This window comes from Rhizobium sp. 01L410 (assembly GCF_056400165.1).
Genome location: NZ_JBFTST010000002.1, coordinates 272,451 through 291,796, shown reverse-complemented (window position 1 = coordinate 291,796; position 19,346 = coordinate 272,451). Strand labels below are relative to the sequence as shown.

Here is a 19,346-nt window from a genome sequence, read left to right as displayed (position 1 = left end):
ATCTCCTCGTTATTATCCGGATCAGGAACCCGAAACGACCTTCAGGTTGCCGCCATGGCTGCCGCCGCCGAAGACCTGCTTCGAGCCGAAATCGTTGCGGAGACCGTGACGCTGCTCGCTCTGGCCAAGGCCGAGTTCGGGGAACAGCAGCTCGGCGACGCGGTAGGCTTCTTCGAGATGCGGGTAACCGGAGCCGATCACCGTCTCGATGCCGAGCTCCTGATATTCGCGAAGCCGCGCGGCAACCGTCTTCGGCGAGCCGACGAGCGCCGTTCCGGCACCGGCGCGCACCAAGCCGACACCGGCCCACAGGTTCGGAGAAACCTCCAGATTGTCACGGCGGCCGTTATGAAGCGCTGCCATGCGAGCCTGGCCGACGGAGTCGGATTCCTTGGCGAAGCGCGCCTGCGCTTCTTCGATCGTCGCATCATCGAGCTTGGAGATCAGCCGGTCGGCAGCGGCCCATGCCTCCTCGTCCGTCTCCCGGACGATGAAATGAAGACGGATGCCGAAGGTGACTTCCCGGCCCACTTTGGCGGCAGCCGCACGAACGCGCTCGATCTTCTCGCCGACCTGTGCAGGCGGTTCGCCCCAGGTCAGATATTTATCGACACGGCCGACGGCAAAATCGATCCCGGCGTCCGAAGAGCCGCCGAAATAGAGCGGCGGACGCGGGTTCTGGTAGGACGGGAAGCCGAGACGCGCATTGGTCGCCTTGATATGCTTGCCATCGATGCTGGCCACACCCTTTTCGAGAAGCTCTTCCCAAACGTCAAAGAACTCGTTGGCATGGTCGTAGCGCTCGTCATGCGGCAGGAAAATGCCATCGCCCGCGAGTTCTGCCGGGCTGCCGCCGACGACGATGTTGAGGAGAACGCGGCCGTTCGATACCCGGTCAAGCGTCGTCGCCAGACGCGCGTAGTAGGCCGGCGACGCCGTGCCGGGACGGATCGCCACCAAGAATTTCAGCTTCTCGGTATGCTGCGAAAGAGCCGCCGCCGTGACGAAAGATTCCTCGCAGGCAACGCCGGTCGGCAGCAGAACGCCGGAAAAACCAAGACGGTCGGCCGCCTGGGCGATCTGCGTCATGTAGCCGATTTCAGGCGCGCGCGTCTGGTCGGACGAACCGAGATAGGCGCCGTCACCTGAGGTCGGGATGAACCAGAGAAAATCGATTGGTTTGGAAGTCATGAAATTTACCTTTCTTCAAAAACGGATCAGCTGGCCTTCGGGCGCCAGACGATGTCGCCCGTCGTCAATTTCTTCGGCACGATGCCCAGCGCGTAGAACTCGTCGGCCAGTGCCTGCTGATAGGCAGCCGCGCCATCGGTGATCGTCGTCACCGCGCCGAGATCGGCGCCGGGACGGCTGAGCGTCACCCGGGTCACCTCGGCAGGCACTCCGGTGATCTCGGAAAGCTCCTTGGCCGTCTCGTCGAGCTTGCCCTGCGCCGACTTGCCGACCTTGGCGAGTTCATCGATCACATCGACGATCACCTGGCCGTTGTTGTCGGTGAAATCCTGGTTCGCCAGGAAGAAGCTGTAGGAATCGACGAGGCCTTCAGCCGTCGTCAAGATCCGCGTATCCGGATCGGCCTCCGCGATCGCCAGATAGGGATCCCAGATCGACCAGGCATCGATGCTGCCGGTCTTGAAGGCGGCTGCGGCGTCCGGCGGCGACAGATCCAGCGCCTGCACGTCTTCGACCTTGAGGCCACCCTTGCGCAGCGCCTTGACGGCAACGTTATGGGCGCTCGATCCGCGCTTGAAGGCCAGCTTCTTGCCCTTCAGATCCTCAAGCGTCCGGATCGGTGAATCCTTGTGCACCAGGATCGCGGAACCGGCCGGGCTGCCGCGATAGGTGCCGACGTAATAGAGATGGCCACCGGCTGCCTGGGCAAACAGCGGCGGAACGTCACCGGTGGCGCCGAAATCCAGGGCACCGGCGCCAAGCGCCTCCAGCAACGGCGGTCCAGACGTGAATTCCGACCAGCTGACAGTGATCCCCTTGTCGGCAAGCCGCGCTTCCAGCGCCCCGCGGCGCTTGGCCAGCGCCAGCACGCCATTCTTCTGCCAGCCGATGCGAAACTCCGTTGCTGCGGCGGCACGCGCCGGCTTGATGGACGGAAGCACGGCTACAGCGGCGGCCGCACCAAGGAGACCGAAGGTCTGACGGCGTGAGATCATGGCTTTCCCCTTTTCGGCGGCAGTGCAGACGGCGTGCCTGCGCGTTGTGAAGGCTGATAATGAGAAACTCTATAAATTAGATCGACATTTATATTTGTGAGTTTTGTCCCAACAGAAACTTTCCTCACCTCAAACCGGCGATCCCGCAGAATTTTATTCCCCGGCAGCCGGCAGCGGGCCGTACCGCGCTTGCCCGTGATGACTTTTCAGCAACGGCGGTTTCCGCTAAGCATGCCCCCACATCACGAAAAGGATCTGGCATATGGCAAAAGTCGCTTTCATCGGTCTCGGCGTCATGGGTTTCCCGATGGCGGGTCATCTGAAAACGAAAGGCGGCCACGACGTCACGGTCTATAACCGCACTGCCGCCAAGGCCGCCGATTGGGTCGCCAAGTTCGGTGGCGCCTCCGCACAAACCCCGGCCGAAGCTGTCGCCGGTGCCGATTTCGTCTTCACCTGCGTCGGCAACGACGACGATCTCCGCTCGGTGACCACGGGCAAGGGCGGCGTTTTCGAAGGCATGAAGAAGGGTGCGATCCTGATCGACAACACGACGGCCAGCGCCGAAGTCGCCCGCGAACTCGATGAAGCCGCCAAGGCCAAAGGTTGCGACTTCATCGACGCACCGGTTTCCGGCGGCCAGGCCGGTGCCGAAAACGGCGTGCTCACCGTCATGTGCGGTGGCGACGAAGCCGTTTTCGAAAAGGCCAAACCCGTTATCGACGCCTATGCGCGCATGGTCGGCCTGATGGGACCTGCCGGTTCCGGCCAGCTGACGAAGATGATCAACCAGATCTGCATCGCCGGCGTCGTTCAGGGGCTCGCCGAAGGCATCCATTTCGGCAAGCGTGCTGGCCTCGACATCGAGAAGGTCGTCGACGTCATCTCCAAGGGTGCTGCAGGCTCCTGGCAGATGGAAAACCGCCACAAGACGATGAACCAGGGAAAATACGATTTCGGCTTCGCCATCGACTGGATGCGCAAGGATCTCGACATCGTGCTGACCGAAGCCCGCCGCAACGGCGCCAAGCTGCCCGTCACCGCGCTGGTCGACCAGTTCTATGGCGACGTTCAGGCGATGGGCGGCAATCGCTGGGACACGTCCTCGCTGCTCGCCCGCCTGGAAAAATGATCGGGCCCTCTTCCGGCGCAGCGGAGTTGATCACGCTGCGCCGGACCTGCTACACGCAGGCGCTAAAACTGGCTCGCCGCCCTGCGGATAATTCCGGCAAGACGGCGAGATGGATTGGCAAGGATGCAATGCGCGAGCTGACGAGCGATGCTGTCATCGCCCGACTGAAATAGCTCAGTCTTCGTTGGACTTGGCGCTGTCGAGTAGCATGTAGTCGAGCGGCAGCTGCGTCGAATACTTGATCTGTTCCATCGCGAAGGCCGATGAGACGTCACGGATCTCAATCTTGGCGATCATCCGCTTATAGAAGGCGTCGTAGGCAGCAATGTCAGGCACCACGACACGCAGCAGATAATCGACATCGCCGCTCATCCGATAGAACTCGACCACTTCGGGGAATTCCACCACGACCTCGGAAAAGCGCTTCAGCCATTCGATCGAATGCGTCGCCGTGCGGATCGAGACGAAAACCGTGACCTTGGTGTTGACCTTCTCGGGATCCAGAATGGCAACGCGGCGCTTGATGACGCCATCTTCTTCCATCTTCTGGATACGGCGCCAGCAAGGCGTTGTCGAAAGGCCGACCTTCTTGGCGAGATCAGCGACCGCCAGGGTCGAATCTTCTTGCAGCAGGCGCAGTATCTTACGGTCGAGACGGTCCATATGCGAAAGCCCTTTCGAATTATATTCTCTGTATATCGCGATTCCGGCGCAGGAAAAGAATTTTGTTTCAGTTTATAAGCAGTTTAATTCTACTGCGAAGAACTGGAAGCAACTCTTCCTCGAACCATGGATTGCGCTTCAGCCAGCCACTGTTGCGCCAGCTCGGATGCGGCAGCGGCAAGACCGCGGGTGACCGGTTCGAAAACAGCGTGTCGCGCCACGCCTTGACCGTATCAGTCATGTTGGCCTGCCGCGCCGTGCCCATATGCCAGGCCTGCGCATACTGGCCGACAGTCAGGATCAGCTCGATCTGCGGCATCAAATCCATCGCTTGCTTTCGCCATTGAGGCGCGCATTCCCGGCGCGGCGGCAGATCGCTTCCTTTCTCGTCATATCCCGGAAAACAGAAGCCCATCGGCACGACCGCAAAACGGCTTGCATCGTAAAAGGCCTCGCGGCCGACCTGCAGCCAGTCGCGCAGGCGATCGCCCGAGGCATCGTTGAACGGAATGCCGCTTTCATGGACGCGAAGGCCAGGCGCCTGCCCCGCAATCAGCACGCGCGCGGTTTGCGACAGGATGACAACAGGACGCGGCTCATGCGGCAAAGGCTTCGACGGATCAAGCGGCGCATCCCGGCAGATGCGGCAGGCAGCAATCTCGCCCTGCAACGTCTCGATCGTCATTCCCATCCGACCGCCTGCCCGATCATCCTGACGATGCCGCCGGAATGCAGTCTCTCGTCATCGCGAAAATCCCGCGGCCGCTCGAATGTCCCTGCCCAGAGACCCGAGCGTCTGGCGCGTGCCTCGTCCTCCTGCCGCCGGTAATCGCCATAGGAAACCGCCATGCCGGTTCGAACCATCTCGCCATTGATGTCGAGAGTGCCGCTCCGGCAGATCACCAGCAGCCGTTGATATTGGTCGCGCTCGGTCCCGGCGCATTGCGCGTCAGCGCCGGCGACCAGCCGCTGTAGCGCATCCCGGGCCTCCCGGCCACATGACCACGGCCTACCGTTCCGCTCGCAGCTCTGCACGAGCTCCGGCGCATCGATGCCTTTCAGCCGCATGCGTTCGCCGCCGATCGCCAGACTATCGCCATCCGCCGCATGAAACGCGCCGCTATGCACCGTTTCCGGCTGATCGTTAAGCTTGGCCGCGATCAGCCAGATCAGCGCCAGCATGGCAAAGGCGGTCACGCCGTCGCGTATCGTCCTGAAGCCGCGCGTCACGCTTCCGCCTCCTTCAAAAACAAACCGTTGAGAGAAATGGCAAACACCTTCTTAAGATTTGCCGGTTACGGTGGAAACACCCGCGGATCAAGTATTCAAGTGCAAATGAGTAACGGCGTCAGCACATCGACCGATAAGATTATCGTCGACAAGTCCCGCAGTCACCGCAACAAGCCCGTTTCCAAGGCTGTTCGGCAGACACGCGAGCGCTTGCAGTCCGGCCATTCCTCGACCGCAGCTTTCGACCGCGACGTCCTGCGCATGTATATGACGGCCTTCACGCAGGGTGCCGCCCTGATGCCGCTCTTCGTCATCATCATCGCTGCTCTCGGCATCTATTTCACCGGCGACACGCAGATCTTCTTCTGGGCCGTTGCAACGCTGTTCGCCTATGCTGCCAACGTCTATCTCGTCCGCCGCGCCCGCAAGCAGGAAATGACAGCAGAATCCGCCCGCAAATGGCGACGCGCGCTTCTCGCCGGCCAGTTGCCGATCGGACTTGCCTGGGCCTTTTTCGCCTTCCAGAGCTGCCCTGCCTGCGAGCCCTCCAGCTTCATCCTCTACAAGGGTGCGACGCTGCTGATCGCCTTGTCAGTCACGGCAATGTCGAATTTTATGCTGGCGCCATCGGTGCTCGTCACCTTTACGCCTGCGATCATAGCGCTCGCCGCCAAGGCCGGGATTTCCCGCGACGTCCTCGAACTCAGCCTCACGGCACTCTTCACCACCACCGTTGTCTTCTTCAGCTATATCAGCGACCGTCTGTTCAAGCAGAACCTGCGCATCCTGTCCTTCCAGTCGGAAAAAGACGACCTGATTGCCGAGCTCGAAGTTGCCAAGTCGATGTCGGACGAAGCGCGCCGCCGCGCCGAGGAGGCAAACCTTGCCAAGTCCCGCTTCCTCGCCTCGATGTCGCATGAGCTGCGCACGCCGCTGAACGCCATCCTCGGCTTTTCCGAAGTCATGTCGTCGGAGGTGATGGGTCCGCTCAACAACCCAACCTACAAGGAATATACCGGCGACATCCACCGCTCCGGCCAGCATCTGCTGAACCTGATCAACGAAATCCTCGACCTCTCCCGTATCGAAGCCGGCAAGTACGAGCTCAGCGAAGAGGCGATCTCGCTGCTCGATATCTCCGAGGATTGCATCGGCATGGTGCAGCTGCGCGCCAGCGGCAAGAACATCACCATCAGCCAGCAATTCGAGCCAGAGCTTCCCTCTGTCTGGGCCGACGAGAAATCAATGCGCCAGGTGGTTCTCAACCTTCTTTCCAACGCCGTGAAATTCACGCCCCAGGGTGGCGAGATCCACGTCAAGGTCGGCTGGACCGCCGGCGGCGGGCAGTACATCTCGATCAAGGACAACGGCCCCGGTATTCCGGAAGAAGAAATCCCGATCGTCCTCTCCGCCTTCGGTCAGGGCTCGATCGCAATCAAGAGCGCCGAACAGGGCACCGGCCTCGGCCTGCCGATCGTCCAGGCGATCCTCGCCAAGCACGACGGTCAGTTCGTGCTGAAGTCCAAGCTCCGCGAAGGCACCGAAGTCATTGCCATCCTGCCCGGCAAACGCGTGCTGCAGAGCCTTCCTGCCGTCGAGGAAGCGCATGCCGTGTCCCGTAAGCGCAAGAGCTTCGCCTAAGCTCAGCCCGCGAGCAACGCCAGGAACGCGGGATCATCGCGGAAGTCTCCCAGATCGTTGTCGATACTATCCAGCCGCGTCAGATTTCTCAGATTCTCCTTGTAGGACGGGTCGAGCAGGATCGCCTGCTTTGCCGCACTCAGCACCGCCTTCTTCGTCTTCGCCAACTCTTCCGGAGCAGCCTCGCCGACGCGCAATGCGCGATGCCTCTGCCCGTAGGCCGCGGCCATCAGGAACCAGAACTGGGCGATCTTCGAGGCCGGTGTGCTCGCAAGCTTGGTGCCGATCGCGATCGCCTGTTCATAGCCGCCGGGCTGGTAAAGCAGGTCGAAAATGATCTCGATCCCCTGATTGACGGACAGACGGTCACTGCTCGTCAGGTATGACAGAAAGGCGTCTCGATCCTCGACAGGCACGCTATCGACGATCTGCTTTGTCGTCTGCTCGCCGAGCTTCTGCTCACCCGGATCCTTATCCAGCAGGATTTCCACCTGTTGGAACAGCGGCGACAGATAGATCCTCGTGTAGAGGTAGAAGAATATGAAGCCGGCGATAAGCCCGAAGACAAGCAGGAAAGGCGACGAGACGGTGACCGCATTTAGCAGCGGCGCATTGGCTCCGGCAAAGAGGCCACCGGCCTGCTTGTCGATGAAATCAGCAAATGAATTCAGATGCGAGGGCAGACTCGCCACCTGCGTCAGCCCGACGCCGACCAGCATCGTTGTCAGCCATTCCGAAATTCGCTCCAGGTTGGTATTCGACGCCAGCAGCCTCTCGCGCCGCGGCAACTTCAAGCCTTCCGCGCCGGCCTTCACATCCGCAGTTGGAACGGCAGGTGCCTCTTTCGTCATGATACGCGGCACGGAAAACAGAAATCCCATGACACCGCCGACGGCGGCGGAGGCAGCAACGATAAGCCCGCCGATGCCGATCGCCGACGAGACGCCGCCCTGTTGCGACAGCCATAAGAAGAGAAAGGTCAGGCCAAGCGCGGCCAGCCCCATATAGCCAAGGTCTCTGGCCTTCTCGCCGCCTTCAACCTGGTGAACCGCATTCGCCTGAAGATGTGCCAATCGTCGCCCCCGTGTGCACCTGTCGTGCAAAACGAAAACAACCTAAACGTACAATTATTATTTATACAACCTCAATATTTAAGGGTCGGTCTGAATATCATCCGAAGACGATGGCGATCAGATGCTTGCCGATGGTGAACAGCAGGTAGAGCCCGCAGGCGCCGAGCATGCAGAGCACGGCGAAGGAGCCGAGGTCCTTGGCATGCTTGCCGACCATCGAGATTTCAGGCGAAATGCGGTCGATGACCTCTTCGATCGCCGTGTTGAGTGCCTCGACGGCAAACAGTGCCAGCAGCAGGATCACCGCGATCACCAGCTCGGAAAGCGTGGCGCCGACAGCGATCAGCAGGATCAGCGAAACGGCGCCGAACAGCAGTTCCTGCCGGAAAGCCGATTCCTTGATCAGACGCTGAAATCCCGCCCAGGAATAGCTCGCAGCGGCAAAGAAGTGGCTGACACCGGTCAGCTTTCGAACGGCAGGTTTTTCCAAGGCGTCCTCGTCTTGCGGTCGGGGACGGCGTCCTGCGCCGTCCATCAGTGAAAATGCGAATACCGTTTCCCGGTCCGCGCCGCAAGCGTCCGTCATCAACCTGTCACAAAGCTGAACGCGAGGCGCCCAATCAATGCTTGTTGGTGACACCTGCCTGCGCGAAGGTCGCCATGCCGGAATGGCAGGCGGCAGCCGCCTTGACGATACCGGCCGCCAAAGCAGCACCAGTGCCCTCGCCAAGCCGCATGCCAAGCGCCAGAAGCGGCGTCTTGCCGAGCATTTCGATGGCCCGGAGATGGCCGGGCTCGCCAGAGACATGGCCGATCAGGCAGTGGTCGAGCGCCGAGGGATTGGCCGCCTGCAGGATAGCACCGGCGGCCGTCGCCACATAGCCGTCGATCAGGACCGGGATCTTCTCGACGCGCGCCGCCAGGATCGCACCGGCCATCGCCGCGATTTCGCGGCCGCCGAGACGGCGCATGATCTCCAGCGGATCGTCGAGATGATCGCGGTGCAGCTCGACTGCGCGCTCAACGGCGGCAACCTTGCGCTCCAGCATCTCGCCTTCCGAACCCGTGCCCGGACCGACCCAGTCGCGTGCCGAACCGCCGTAAAGGGCGTAGTTGATCGCTGCCGCAATCGTCGTGTTGCCGATACCCATCTCGCCGATGCAGAGGAGGTCCGTACCGCCGGCAATTGCCTCCATGCCGAAGGCCATGGTGGCGGCGCAGTCGCGCTCGGAAAGTGCGGCTTCCTGGGTGATGTCACCGGTCGGGTAATCGAGCGCCAGGTCGAACACCTTGAGGCCGAGATCGTAGGCAACGCAGATCTGGTTGATCGCAGCGCCGCCAGCGGCAAAATTCTCGACCATCTGCTGCGTGACCGATGGCGGAAAGGGTGTGATGCCCTGGCGGGCGACGCCGTGATTACCGGCAAAGATCGCCACCAGCGGCCGGTTGACGGCAGGCGCCCTGCCCGTCCAGGCTGCCAGCCAGAAGGCAATTTCTTCCAGGCGGCCGAGAGCACCCGGCGGCTTGGTCAATTGCGCGTCGCGCTCGCGTGCCGCAACCAGCGCCCGGGCATCCGGACCCGGCAGATCGCGCAGCAGCGCGCGGAAATCGTCGAACGGCAGGCCTGAAACGCTCATGGATGGGGATTCCTTGTCTTCTTGCTCTTTCCCGGCGATCCGGGGCCAACTTGTCTTTTCGCAGCAAATCGGCTTCTTTCGTCGCGACTCTCTTAAAGCCAGCGGCAGAGGCGAACAACTCCAAAAGCGCCGCAGCTTCCATGCATGAAGTGGGGACATGAATATCAAGGCCTATGCGATCGATACCGCCCGCGCCGTCGCGTTCCTGAGCCGTATCCCCATGCCCGCTTTCGTCTTTGCAGGCGACGACGGCAAGCTCGCCCGGACCGCCCGCGCCTTCCCGCTGGCCGGCCTGTTGATCGGCATCATCCCTGCTGCAATTTTCCTGATGATGCTTGGCCTGCGTGCCGACCGGCTGATGTCGGCGCTGGTGGCGATCGCAGCGCTCACCGTCATCACCGGCGCACTGCACGAGGATGGCCTGGCCGATGCCGCCGACGGCATCGGCGGCGGACGTGACCGCGACCATGCGCTCGTCATCATGAAGGATAGCCGCATCGGCAGCTACGGCGCCATTGCGCTCATTCTCTCGATCGCGCTCCGCGCCGCAGCACTGGCCGCCATCGCCCGGGAAGCATCGGCCTTCGAGGCCGCGCTCGCCATCCCGGCCGCCGCCTGCCTCGGCCGCGCCGCGCTCGTCTGGCAATGGCATCGGCTACCGCCGGCCAAGACCGACGGCGTTGCCGCCTCTGCCGGCAAGCCGGGCGAAGGCGCGATGCATGTGGCGCTGGTCTCGGGATGCCTGCTCACCGCCCTCATCATCTGGCCGGCACTCGGTCTGCTGCCCTTTGTCTGCAGCCTGCTGGCCTCCGGAATCTCGGTCGTCGCCGTCACCCTCTATATCCGACGAAAACTCGGCGGCCATACCGGCGACACGCTCGGCGCCGCCGAACAGATTTCCGAGATCGCCGCGCTCTGCGCCCTTGCCATGGCCTTGTGAAACAACGATATATCCTTCATGCAAACACCCTGCATCCATGTATGCGCCATCGATCCTGCAACCGGTTTTTGCACGGGTTGCGGCCGCACGATCGAGGAAATCGGCGCCTGGATGCGCTATTCCGATGCCGAACGCGCCAGCCTGATGGCGATTCTGCCCGCCAGGCTCTTCGAAGGCGCGGCGCACGCGGAGAGTAGCCGACAAAGCATCGATACGGGGCGGCCTGCATGAGCCGTCTGACGATCTTCCTGCTGATCCTCGGCATCGGCCTCGCCATCCTCGTCTTCAACAACGGCAACGACCGGATCATGGGCATGGAGACCGACGATTTCGGGCGTATGGTCTATCTTCTGCCGATCGCGCTGATGCTCTCGGCCGGCATCTGGGCGAGCCGTCGCAATATCGGCGAAACGATGCGCAACCTGATGATCTGGCTTGTCATCATCCTGGCGCTCGCCACCGTCTATCTCTACCGGCAGGATCTGCTCGGCGTCGGCAACCGGCTATTGGCCGGGCTCGTCCCCGGCCGTGCCGTCGTCGTCACCACCAGCGAAGGCGGCAGCGAGATCATCCTGCACAAGTTGCTGAACGGCCATTTCGAAGCTGACGTCTCCGTAAACGGTCAGACCATTCAGATGCTCGTCGATACCGGCGCGAGCATGGTCGCACTCTCGCATGCCGACGCCGAACGCATCGGCATCATCCCCGAAAACCTCGACTACTCGATGACCGTCATGACCGCCAACGGCCGCACCCGCGCAGCACCCGTCACGCTCGACCGTGTCGCCATCGGCCCCATCGTCCGCACCGGTGTCGCCGCCAGCGTCGCCGAAGACGGCAAGCTCGACCAGAGCCTGCTCGGCATGAGCTTCCTGGAAACGCTGGGCTCGATGCAGATGCAGACAGACGAACTGCGCCTGCGGGATTGAGAGCCGGCAAGGCACGGCTTTCGTAGCGGCACCCACGATTTGATTAATCTTTTTCGCCGATTATAGCCCAGTTCCTTTGGTGGTCGGCGCATGATGAGTCACGAATTCAAGGCAGACGCCGAATACGGCGCACCCTTTACGGGCGATGAGACCGGGATTGATCGCCCGGCCGAAGACACCAATATCGCACTCGTCGTGGATCTCGATGGTACGCTGGTGCGTTCGGATCTCTTCCTCGAAAGCATATTCGACTCGATCGCCAGAAATGGATGGCGTGCCCTTCTCCCATCGAACTCTACGATAGGCTCCAGAGCCGGATTAAAAGCGCATTTCGCCGGGCTATCGCAGATCGACTACGCCAGGCTTCCATTCAGCGAACAGGTGCTGGCATCGATCGTCGCCGCCAAGGATCAGGGGCGCAAGGTCTATCTCGCAACGGCGGCTAACCGGCAGCATGCAGAAGCCGTGGCCGCACAAATGCCGTTTCTTCTCGATGGGATCTTCGCGTCGGATGAAGCGATCAACCTGAAAGGCCAGCGGAAAGCCGATGCGCTGATCGCCGCGTTTGGCCGCAATGGCTTTGACTACATCGGCAATAGCGGCGATGATTTTCATATCTGGCCGCATGCCCGCAAGGCACTTAGCATCGGCTTATCGGCCCGTCAGTCGAACCGGCTTGATGCCGCCCATCCCTCGCATGTGAAACTGGCACCCGGCCATGATGGATACCGGGCGCTTTGGGCGGCAATGCGGCCGCATCAATATGCCAAAAACGCCCTGATCTTCGTTCCGGCCCTGACGTCGCACGAATTTACACCTGCGGCCTTATTGGCCGCGGCGCTCGCATTCATTGCTTTCTCGCTGTGTGCCTCGGGCGTCTATCTGCTGAACGACCTGCTCGATCTGCAGGCCGACCGGGCTCACCCAAGCAAGCATCTGCGGCCGTTTGCTGCCGGCAGGGCATCCCTGGCATCAGGGCTGGCGCTCATACCTGCACTGACAATCGCAGCATTCGCCGTCGCGTCGTTGTTGCCGCCGCTATTTCCGCTGTTGCTGGCCGTCTATTTTGCCGGAACACTGATCTATTCGCTGTCACTCAAGAAGAAAATGATCGTCGATGTCGTAACATTGGCGATCCTCTACACGATCCGGATCTTTGCAGGTGCAGCGGCGATCGACGTCGTCGTATCGGAATGGCTGTTCACTTTCTCGCTTATGATTTTCGCCGCGCTGGCGTTGACGAAGCGGCATATTGAACTCGCCGCGCGCCTCGACAACGGCCTCGCAGATCCGGACAATCGCGACTACCGTCTTACCGATCTTCCGGTGATTGCCGCACTTGCCGCCGCAGCCGGAATGAACTCGATCACCGTTCTCGCTCTCTATGTGTCGTCACCAGAGGTGGCCAGCCTTTACAGCCATCCGCATATCCTCTGGGGTCTGTGCCCGCTCTTCCTCTACTGGACCAGCAGGACGCTTATGCTTGCCCATCGCCGCATGTTGCACGACGACCCGATCACTTTCGCGCTGCGTGATCGCAAGAGCTGGCTGGTAGGATTTTCCATCATTGCCGTCATCCTTGCCGCCCGTTGAGACACGCCTGTGGATAGCCAAGTGGTGACCCGATCTCGCAATCCCCTCGTCCGCATCCTAAGCTGGCACCCTTATTCAGTGGTTTTGCTGGCAACTGTGCTCAGCTTTCTACGCACCGGCTATCTGCCAATCGATAACAACAACGTCTATCATTTGCCGATACTGATGAATTCGTTCGCGCTGCCGCAGTTTGCCAGTGATCCCTTCATCCAGTCACTGCAGCACTTTTCGTCCGGTTTCTGGATCGTCTTCACCGGCGCTGGAGAGATCGTCAATCCCAAACTGTTCCTGGCGTTTTGGCTCGCCGCAACGCATCTTTCGCTGCTCGCTGCCGCGCTGCATCTGGCGCGAAGCTTCGGATTCCACGAAAGACGGGTGCTCAATATCTACGTATTGCTGCTCGCTATGGCTGCCTGCCTGCAAGGCACGACAGTGGGCGGCGCCGGCGTAATGCTCAACTATTTCACCCATTCCGAGCTTGCCAACGCACCCTTGATCTTTGGCTTTTCCTATGCCGTGCGCGGCAGATATGCGCAGGCCGCCATCGCCACGGCCCTGACATTCTTTCTCAACGCCTTCATGGCGGTGTGGATGATCCTGCCGCTTTGCTTTCTGGCGGCCTATCAACTCCGCGCCGGCGCCATCTCGTGGCGTGCATTGATGGTCCGCGGCCTGCTCGGATCATTGATCGGCGGCGTGCTCCTGGTGCCGCCGCTGCTCAACGTCCTGTCAAACCACCAGATCCTTGAAGCTCCGGTCTTCTCCTACAGGCGGTTCCTGAGAGGGTTCTATCCCGCTCACTTCTTCCTCGACGGCAACAGCTGGCTGGAAGTGGTTGCCTTGGCCGCTGCCGCCCTGTCATGCTTTCTTGCCGCCGCGCAGCTCGGCCGTCAGGCGAACGCCTTGCGACATCTGGCGGGAGGCGCGAGTGCGCTGCTTGTCATCGGCGCAGCAGCGCCGCTCGTCACCGATTCAGCCTTGGTCCTGAACCTGCACCTTATTCGCAGCGCCGTGATGATCATGATGCTTTCGACATTCGCTGTCGCACTGCTCGCTGCCGCATGGATGGCGGCGCCAGACCGAGCAGTTGCTTTTCGCGGACTGACACTAGCCATCGCGCTCGTTGCCGTCTGGTTCAGCGCCGCCTTCGCTTGCGTGCTGTTTGCTTTCTATCGAGCGGCAAACCGTCTTGGAAAGGACGAGGATCGGCAAGGAAAGCATACCGTTGCGATCGTAGCCCTTTGCACGATTGCCGCGATGACGGTGATCTTCTTGTCTTATCCAACATACCTCTACCAGCGTAAAAACCTTGAAGTGAGCCATGAATGGCAGGCGTTGGGCAGTTGGGCCGATCACCAGCTTCCTCCGGATACAAAGTTCCTGATCTGGCCGAAACGGCTGCCCGAAATCGCGGCGCTCGGTTTCGAGTATACGTCTCGACGGCAGCAGATATTCGCGACCAAGTTTGGCGCGGCCGTCATGTGGTCGCCTGCCTATTTCGATATATGGGACGGAAGCAGGCAACTGCGCCGCAAGTCTGCGACGTCCCAGGATATATTGGCCTATGCGAGCACACACGGCGCCGCATATCTGGGTACGGATTGTGATCCGGTCTTCGGCGAAATCGTTCATCAGGAAGGCGATAGCTGCGTTTATGCAGTGAGCAACCGCTAGTCGCGGCATCCTTGCGTTCAGCCCTCAGCTCAGCTGGAAGCCGAGAGCCAGAGGAAGCCTGAGCTTCCGTTGATGTGGCTGTCGCTTGTCTTCGAATGATTGTAGCTGACCGCAAATGCCAGCGAACACATCGCAACCATGAACGCGACGGCGAATAAAATGTGAAGTCTGATCATAATCGGCGTCCGTATTCTAATGGCGGTAGAATATCGAAGCCCACCAGGTGGCAGGCCAGGAACGGAAACGCTAGCGATCCCCTCGCTTCGCAGGGCTTATTAAGCACACTATCGATAAGCTTGTCGCGTGACGAAGGCGTGACATGGGGCGATTTCCACACCTCTATCGCGATTTACGCCACCATAGGTGAAATATTCCCTGCCGACATCAGACATTGCACAGCCATGCATTGCAAAATGGCTCATGACGAGACAGCAGGGCGGCGACTGAAAATCAGCGGCAGAAGTCCCAGATAAACGGCAGCACCAAGCACCCAGACAAGCCCCGGAAAGACGTCCCGTGAGGCGAAATAGATGGTGCTGATCGCCAGCGGCCCGGCGATCGAGGCGAGGCTGACCATGCTTGCCAAAAGGCCCTGGACCCTGCCCTGCGCCTCCGCATCGACATTAGCCGTGACGAGCGATTGCAGCGCCGGCGCGCCGATGCCGCCCAGGCAAAACAACGGCATCAGAAAAAACACCATCCACCCTTCGCTCAGGAAGGCGATCGTCACATAGGCGATACTGTCGGCAATGACGCCGATTAGTACTGCACGCCGCTCCCCCCAGCGTTCGCTGACTGGTCCGGCCACGAAAGCCTGCACCACCGCATGGAAAAACCCGAAGGCGGCCAGCGAAATGCCGACCATCATCGCCGACCAGGAAAACTTGTCTTGGCCATAGAGAACCCACACGGTGCCGCCGACTTCGCCGATGAAAGCCAGCAGGAAATAAGCCGCCATCAGCGTCAGTAACGGCTTGAAGCTGAACAACCATTTGAAATGCGTGAAGGGCGACAGCGGTTGCCCCTCCTCTCCCTCGCCGCGCTTGCGGGTTTCCGGCAGCAGGAAAATCGCCACGGCAAAGTTCAGACCGTGCAGTACCGCGGCGGCAATGAACGGCAGGCGAACGGAATATTCGCCAAGGATCCCGCCGATCGCGGGCCCGGCAATGAAGCCGACGCCGAAACAGGCACTCAGCTGCGCAAAACGGCGCGCGCGCTCATGCTCTTCGGTTACATCCGTGACGCAGGCCGCCGCAACGGCATTGCTCGCGCCGGTAAGGCCGGCAATCGCACGGCCGAGAAACAGCATCCAGAGGGCCGGAGCAAAGGCCATAAACATATAGTCGATAGCAGCGCCCGCAAGCGAGACGAGTAGAACAGGCTTGCGTCCGAACCGGTCGGACAGCGATCCCAACACGGGCGAAAACAGAAATTGCATCAGCGCATAAAGCGCCAGAAAGGCGCCGAAACGCCATCCGAGATCGTCCGTATGGCCGACATCGCGCAGAAGACGCGGAAAAATCGGCAAGGTCAGGCCGATCCCCGCCGCATCCAGAACCACGGACGCATAGACGACGCTGAGCGCTTTCTTCATATCGTTCACCAAAATTTATCAGTGATAAGCTATTTATCGCTGATAAGGTGAAAACGCAATCAGGATTGCCAACGAGATGAAGATCGACCGCCAGCGTATCATCGATGAGGCGCTTCTGCTTTTGAACGAAGCGGGATTGGACGCGCTCTCCACCCGCGCGCTGGCCGAGCGCCTAGGCATCCGCCAGCCAGCACTTTACTGGCATTTCAAGGGAAAGCGCGCGCTGATCAACGCGATGAATGCAGAGATTCTGAGACGCGGGCATACGCATGCGGCACCAAAACCCGGAGACGTGTGGAGCAGCTATCTGCTCGCCAACTGCCGCAGCTTTCGCAACGCGCTGCTTGCCTATCGTGATGGCGGGCGCGTGCATGCAGGAACGGAGGCCGACCCGCAGGATCTTGCCAAGGTCGAAACTCAGATCGGCCTGCTCGTGGATGCCGGGATGACGCCGGAGACCGCGATGGAGCTTCTCGTCGCCCTCGGGCGCTATACGCTCGGCTGCGTGATCGAAGAGCAGGCGGAACCGCAGCCCAACACGAAGCAGCTTGATGAGGCAGCCGCCGATTATCCGCTGATGAGCAGCGCCGTTCTGCACTACCGTGACAGCGGCCCCGAGATCTTCTTCGAGGCCGGTGTCACCCTGATGATCGAGGCCGCGGCGATGCGCCTGGCAAAGCGACAGGCTTGATCCGGCGTCAGTTTCTCAGCCGGTAACCGGTCCTGAACATCCAGCCGAGCGTGCCAAGGCAGATCGCCAGGAACAGCGTGATCATTCCGAGGCTGATCAGCGGATTGACGTCGGCGATCCCGTAGAAGCTCCAGCGGAAACCACTGACGAGATAAAGCACCGGATTGAAATGGCTGACCGCCTGCCAGAAGGGCGGCAGCATGTTGATCGAATAGAAGCTGCCGCCGAGAAAGGTCAGCGGCGGGACGACCAGCATCGGGATCAGGTTCAACTGTTCGAAATTGCCGGCCCAGATACCGATCATGAAGCCGAACAGGCTGAAGGTGATCGCCGTCAACAGGAAGAACAGCATCATCATGAAGGGATGCTCGATGCGGACCTCCACGAAGGCATTGGCCGTCAGCAGGATGATCAACCCGATCAGCAATCCCTTGGTGGCCGCCGCGCCGACATAACCGAGCAGGATTTCGGTCATCGCTACAGGCGCCGACAGCACCTCGTAGATCGTCCCGGTGAATTTCGGGAAGTAGATGCCAAAGGAACCGTTGCTGATGCACTGGCCGAGCAGCGTCAGCATGATCAGGCCGGGGGTGATGAAAGCGCCGTAGGAGACACCTTCCACCGTCTGGATGCGCGAACCGACGGCGGCGCCGAAGACGATGAAATAGAGCGAGGTCGAGATGACAGGGGACACGACGCTCTGCAGCAGCGTGCGGCGCGTACGGGCCATCTCGAAGAAGTAGATGGATTTGACGGCTTCGATATTCATTTGGCGCCTCCCACGAGTGCCACGAAGATATCCTCGAGCGAGCTTTGCCGCGTTGAGAGATCCTTGAAATGGATGTTGTCTGCCGAAAGCCGGGTCAGAAGCGCCGCGATGCTTTCCTGCTCGTTATGCGCATCGAAATTGTAGACCAGTCGCGTGCCGCCCTGTTCCAGCGACAGGCCGTTTCCGGCAAAATGCTCCGGAAGTTTTTCAAGCGGCTCGGTGAGTTCGAGGATCAGCTGCTTGCGGCCGAGCTTGGCCATCAGCGCTGCCTTGTCTTCGACGAGCAGCAGCTTGCCACCGTTGATGACGCCGACACGATCGGCGATCTCTTCGGCCTCTTCGATATAGTGGGTCGTCAGAATGATCGTCACGCCGGACTCGCGCAGCTGCTCAACGACGCGCCACATGTCCTTGCGCAGCGTCACATCGACACCGGCCGTCGGCTCGTCGAGGAAGAGGATCTCGGGTTCGTGGCTCAGCGCCTTGGCGATCAGCACACGGCGCTTCATGCCGCCGGAAAGCTGGCGCAGCGTGTTGTCCTTCTTGTCCCAGAGGGACAGGTCGCGCAGTACCTTCTCGATATGCGCCGGATTCGGCTTCTTGCCGTGCAGCCCGCGTGAGAAGCTCACCGTGTTCCAGACGGTCTCGAACTGATCGGTCGTCAGCTCCTGCGGTACAAGGCCGATCATCGTCCGCGTCGCGCGGAAATCCTTGACCACGTCGTGGCCGCCGACGAGCACCTCGCCGCCGCTTGGATTGACGATGCCGCAGACGATCGAGATCATCGTCGTCTTGCCTGCGCCATTGGGGCCGAGCAGCGCCAGGATTTCGCCCTTCTCGACATCGAGATCGATGCCCTTCAGCGCTTCAAATCCATTGGCGTAATGCTTGGTGAGATTGCGGATCGAAATGATGGGTGTCATGCGGCTTTTGGATGTTTCCTCTTATTGGGCCGCTATATAGCCCCTTTGTAACACTTTGACATCCCGTACCCCGTGAACACACTATTCAGCGGGCCAGCCATAGTGGCGCGAAGAAAGGCGGCCAGCGGAAAATCGTCTTTCCGCCGCCCTTGTCATCAACCGGTGATCTTCGCGGAGGATAACCGCCACAGAGGCAAGCAACGGTTTCCGCCCCGCCGCCCATCCCTTTGCGGAACCGTCAACGGGCGCTCGTTACGCCCATATTTCCGCTGCCTCTGTTTGTAGAGAAATGCCGCCGTAAGCACGAACACTTTTAGAATCCGGTCGATTTCCCCTGAAGACCGGTCAGTCTGAGCCGGCGTTTCGCCGGCTTTCTTTTTGAGCGCTCACCACTGTCCGTTGAGGCCGCAGCCGAAGGGCGGCAGCGTCTTGCCTTCGAAGCGGCTCTTCAGCATGCCGCAGCCGATCTCGCGGATGGGTCCCGGCATCATCGTGTTGAGGCTGATCCCGACCTCGTCGAAGGGGTCGCTCGCATAGGCGACATAGACATACCACCGCCCGCCGAAAACGGCGGCTGCGGCAATCACCACCACAAGAAAAAGCATGACGAAATTCGGGCGTCTGCGGTCTGCCATCTCTGCTCTCCTCTTCCAGGAGTGCCCGTCAGATCA

At 60.6% G+C, this 19,346-nt stretch carries 21 protein-coding genes; 8 read left to right on the top strand and 13 right to left on the bottom strand.

Annotated features, from left to right (window positions below; all coding sequences use genetic code 11):
• Nucleotides 1-21: 21 nt before the first annotated feature.
• A complete protein-coding gene (gene ssuD, locus AC1DV9_RS05965; protein WP_477946693.1) occupies nucleotides 22-1,191 on the bottom strand; it encodes an FMNH2-dependent alkanesulfonate monooxygenase in 1,170 nt (389 codons plus the stop codon).
• Between the two features lie 26 nt (nucleotides 1,192-1,217).
• Entirely contained in the window at nucleotides 1,218-2,186 is a 969-nt protein-coding gene (locus AC1DV9_RS05960; protein WP_477946692.1) for an aliphatic sulfonate ABC transporter substrate-binding protein, read from the bottom strand.
• A 262-nt stretch (nucleotides 2,187-2,448) separates the two neighbouring features.
• Here AC1DV9_RS05960 and AC1DV9_RS05955 point away from each other — a divergent pair, with 262 nt between their 5' ends.
• Nucleotides 2,449-3,318, top strand: a complete 870-nt coding sequence (locus tag AC1DV9_RS05955) for an NAD(P)-dependent oxidoreductase (RefSeq protein WP_477946690.1) — start codon at nucleotides 2,449-2,451, stop codon at nucleotides 3,316-3,318.
• Between the two features lie 174 nt (nucleotides 3,319-3,492).
• Here AC1DV9_RS05955 and AC1DV9_RS05950 read toward each other — a convergent pair whose 3' ends face one another.
• The 3 genes from AC1DV9_RS05950 to AC1DV9_RS05940 form a co-directional block, all read right to left on the bottom strand.
• Complete coding sequence (locus tag AC1DV9_RS05950; protein ID WP_112387170.1) at nucleotides 3,493-3,981, bottom strand: Lrp/AsnC family transcriptional regulator; 489 nt, start codon at nucleotides 3,979-3,981, stop codon at nucleotides 3,493-3,495.
• A gap of 67 nt (nucleotides 3,982-4,048) precedes the next feature.
• On the bottom strand, nucleotides 4,049-4,666 hold the full coding sequence (locus tag AC1DV9_RS05945) for a uracil-DNA glycosylase family protein (protein WP_477946688.1): 618 nt from the start codon (nucleotides 4,664-4,666) through the stop codon (nucleotides 4,049-4,051).
• Nucleotides 4,663-5,211: a thermonuclease family protein gene (locus AC1DV9_RS05940; RefSeq protein WP_477946687.1), complete on the bottom strand. Its 549-nt coding sequence runs from the start codon at nucleotides 5,209-5,211 to the stop codon at nucleotides 4,663-4,665. The genes AC1DV9_RS05945 and AC1DV9_RS05940 overlap by 4 nt, the downstream gene beginning before the upstream one ends.
• Nucleotides 5,212-5,316: 105 nt before the next feature.
• Here AC1DV9_RS05940 and AC1DV9_RS05935 point away from each other — a divergent pair, with 105 nt between their 5' ends.
• Complete coding sequence (locus AC1DV9_RS05935; RefSeq protein WP_477946686.1) at nucleotides 5,317-6,852, top strand: sensor histidine kinase; 1,536 nt, start codon at nucleotides 5,317-5,319, stop codon at nucleotides 6,850-6,852.
• Between the two features lie 2 nt (nucleotides 6,853-6,854).
• On the opposite strand, the gene AC1DV9_RS05930 is transcribed toward AC1DV9_RS05935, so the two are convergent.
• The 3 genes from AC1DV9_RS05930 to cobT all read right to left on the bottom strand — a co-directional run bounded on the left by AC1DV9_RS05930 (nucleotide 6,855) and on the right by cobT (nucleotide 9,562).
• On the bottom strand, nucleotides 6,855-7,925 hold the full coding sequence (locus AC1DV9_RS05930) for a hypothetical protein (RefSeq protein WP_477946684.1): 1,071 nt from the start codon (nucleotides 7,923-7,925) through the stop codon (nucleotides 6,855-6,857).
• 97 nt (nucleotides 7,926-8,022) lie between these two features.
• Nucleotides 8,023-8,460: a diacylglycerol kinase gene (locus tag AC1DV9_RS05925; protein WP_477946951.1), complete on the bottom strand. Its 438-nt coding sequence runs from the start codon at nucleotides 8,458-8,460 to the stop codon at nucleotides 8,023-8,025.
• Between the two features lie 85 nt (nucleotides 8,461-8,545).
• A complete protein-coding gene (gene cobT / locus AC1DV9_RS05920; RefSeq protein WP_477946683.1) occupies nucleotides 8,546-9,562 on the bottom strand; it encodes a nicotinate-nucleotide--dimethylbenzimidazole phosphoribosyltransferase in 1,017 nt (338 codons plus the stop codon).
• 157 nt (nucleotides 9,563-9,719) lie between these two features.
• Here cobT and AC1DV9_RS05915 point away from each other — a divergent pair, with 157 nt between their 5' ends.
• The 5 genes from AC1DV9_RS05915 (at nucleotide 9,720) to AC1DV9_RS05895 (ending at nucleotide 14,698) form a co-directional block, all read left to right on the top strand.
• The gene (locus AC1DV9_RS05915) at nucleotides 9,720-10,502 is read left to right on the top strand and encodes an adenosylcobinamide-GDP ribazoletransferase (RefSeq protein ID WP_477946682.1); all 783 of its coding nucleotides are present in this window, start codon (nucleotides 9,720-9,722) and stop codon (nucleotides 10,500-10,502) included.
• A gap of 18 nt (nucleotides 10,503-10,520) precedes the next feature.
• On the top strand, nucleotides 10,521-10,733 hold the full coding sequence (locus AC1DV9_RS05910; RefSeq protein WP_112387162.1) for a DUF1289 domain-containing protein: 213 nt from the start codon (nucleotides 10,521-10,523) through the stop codon (nucleotides 10,731-10,733).
• A complete protein-coding gene (locus tag AC1DV9_RS05905; protein ID WP_112387161.1) occupies nucleotides 10,730-11,431 on the top strand; it encodes a retropepsin-like aspartic protease family protein in 702 nt (233 codons plus the stop codon). Before AC1DV9_RS05910 ends, AC1DV9_RS05905 begins: the two co-directional genes overlap by 4 nt.
• A 90-nt stretch (nucleotides 11,432-11,521) precedes the next feature.
• Nucleotides 11,522-13,024, top strand: a complete 1,503-nt coding sequence (locus tag AC1DV9_RS05900; protein WP_477946681.1) for a UbiA family prenyltransferase — start codon at nucleotides 11,522-11,524, stop codon at nucleotides 13,022-13,024.
• A gap of 21 nt (nucleotides 13,025-13,045) precedes the next feature.
• Nucleotides 13,046-14,698: a hypothetical protein gene (locus AC1DV9_RS05895; protein ID WP_477946680.1), complete on the top strand. Its 1,653-nt coding sequence runs from the start codon at nucleotides 13,046-13,048 to the stop codon at nucleotides 14,696-14,698.
• Between the two features lie 29 nt (nucleotides 14,699-14,727).
• Here AC1DV9_RS05895 and AC1DV9_RS05890 read toward each other — a convergent pair whose 3' ends face one another.
• A complete protein-coding gene (locus AC1DV9_RS05890) occupies nucleotides 14,728-14,874 on the bottom strand; it encodes a hypothetical protein (RefSeq protein ID WP_477946679.1) in 147 nt (48 codons plus the stop codon).
• Nucleotides 14,875-15,116: 242 nt separating this feature from the next.
• Nucleotides 15,117-16,292, bottom strand: coding sequence for a Tet(A)/Tet(B)/Tet(C) family tetracycline efflux MFS transporter (gene tet, locus AC1DV9_RS05885; protein WP_477946678.1), 1,176 nt, complete (start codon nucleotides 16,290-16,292; stop codon nucleotides 15,117-15,119).
• 76 nt (nucleotides 16,293-16,368) lie between these two features.
• On the opposite strand from tet, the gene AC1DV9_RS05880 reads away from it, so the two are divergent.
• The gene (locus tag AC1DV9_RS05880) at nucleotides 16,369-16,983 is read left to right on the top strand and encodes a TetR/AcrR family transcriptional regulator C-terminal domain-containing protein (RefSeq protein WP_477946677.1); all 615 of its coding nucleotides are present in this window, start codon (nucleotides 16,369-16,371) and stop codon (nucleotides 16,981-16,983) included.
• 7 nt (nucleotides 16,984-16,990) lie between these two features.
• On the opposite strand, the gene AC1DV9_RS05875 is transcribed toward AC1DV9_RS05880, so the two are convergent.
• From AC1DV9_RS05875 to AC1DV9_RS05865, 3 genes are all read right to left on the bottom strand, one after another.
• Nucleotides 16,991-17,752 (bottom strand): ABC transporter permease, encoded by a 762-nt coding sequence (locus AC1DV9_RS05875; protein ID WP_112387159.1) that lies wholly within the window; start codon nucleotides 17,750-17,752, stop codon nucleotides 16,991-16,993.
• The gene (locus AC1DV9_RS05870) at nucleotides 17,749-18,675 is read right to left on the bottom strand and encodes an ABC transporter ATP-binding protein (protein WP_112539333.1); all 927 of its coding nucleotides are present in this window, start codon (nucleotides 18,673-18,675) and stop codon (nucleotides 17,749-17,751) included. The genes AC1DV9_RS05875 and AC1DV9_RS05870 overlap by 4 nt, the downstream gene beginning before the upstream one ends.
• A 386-nt stretch (nucleotides 18,676-19,061) precedes the next feature.
• Nucleotides 19,062-19,310 (bottom strand): hypothetical protein, encoded by a 249-nt coding sequence (locus AC1DV9_RS05865; RefSeq protein ID WP_477946674.1) that lies wholly within the window; start codon nucleotides 19,308-19,310, stop codon nucleotides 19,062-19,064.
• Between the last annotated feature and the right edge of the window lie 36 nt (nucleotides 19,311-19,346).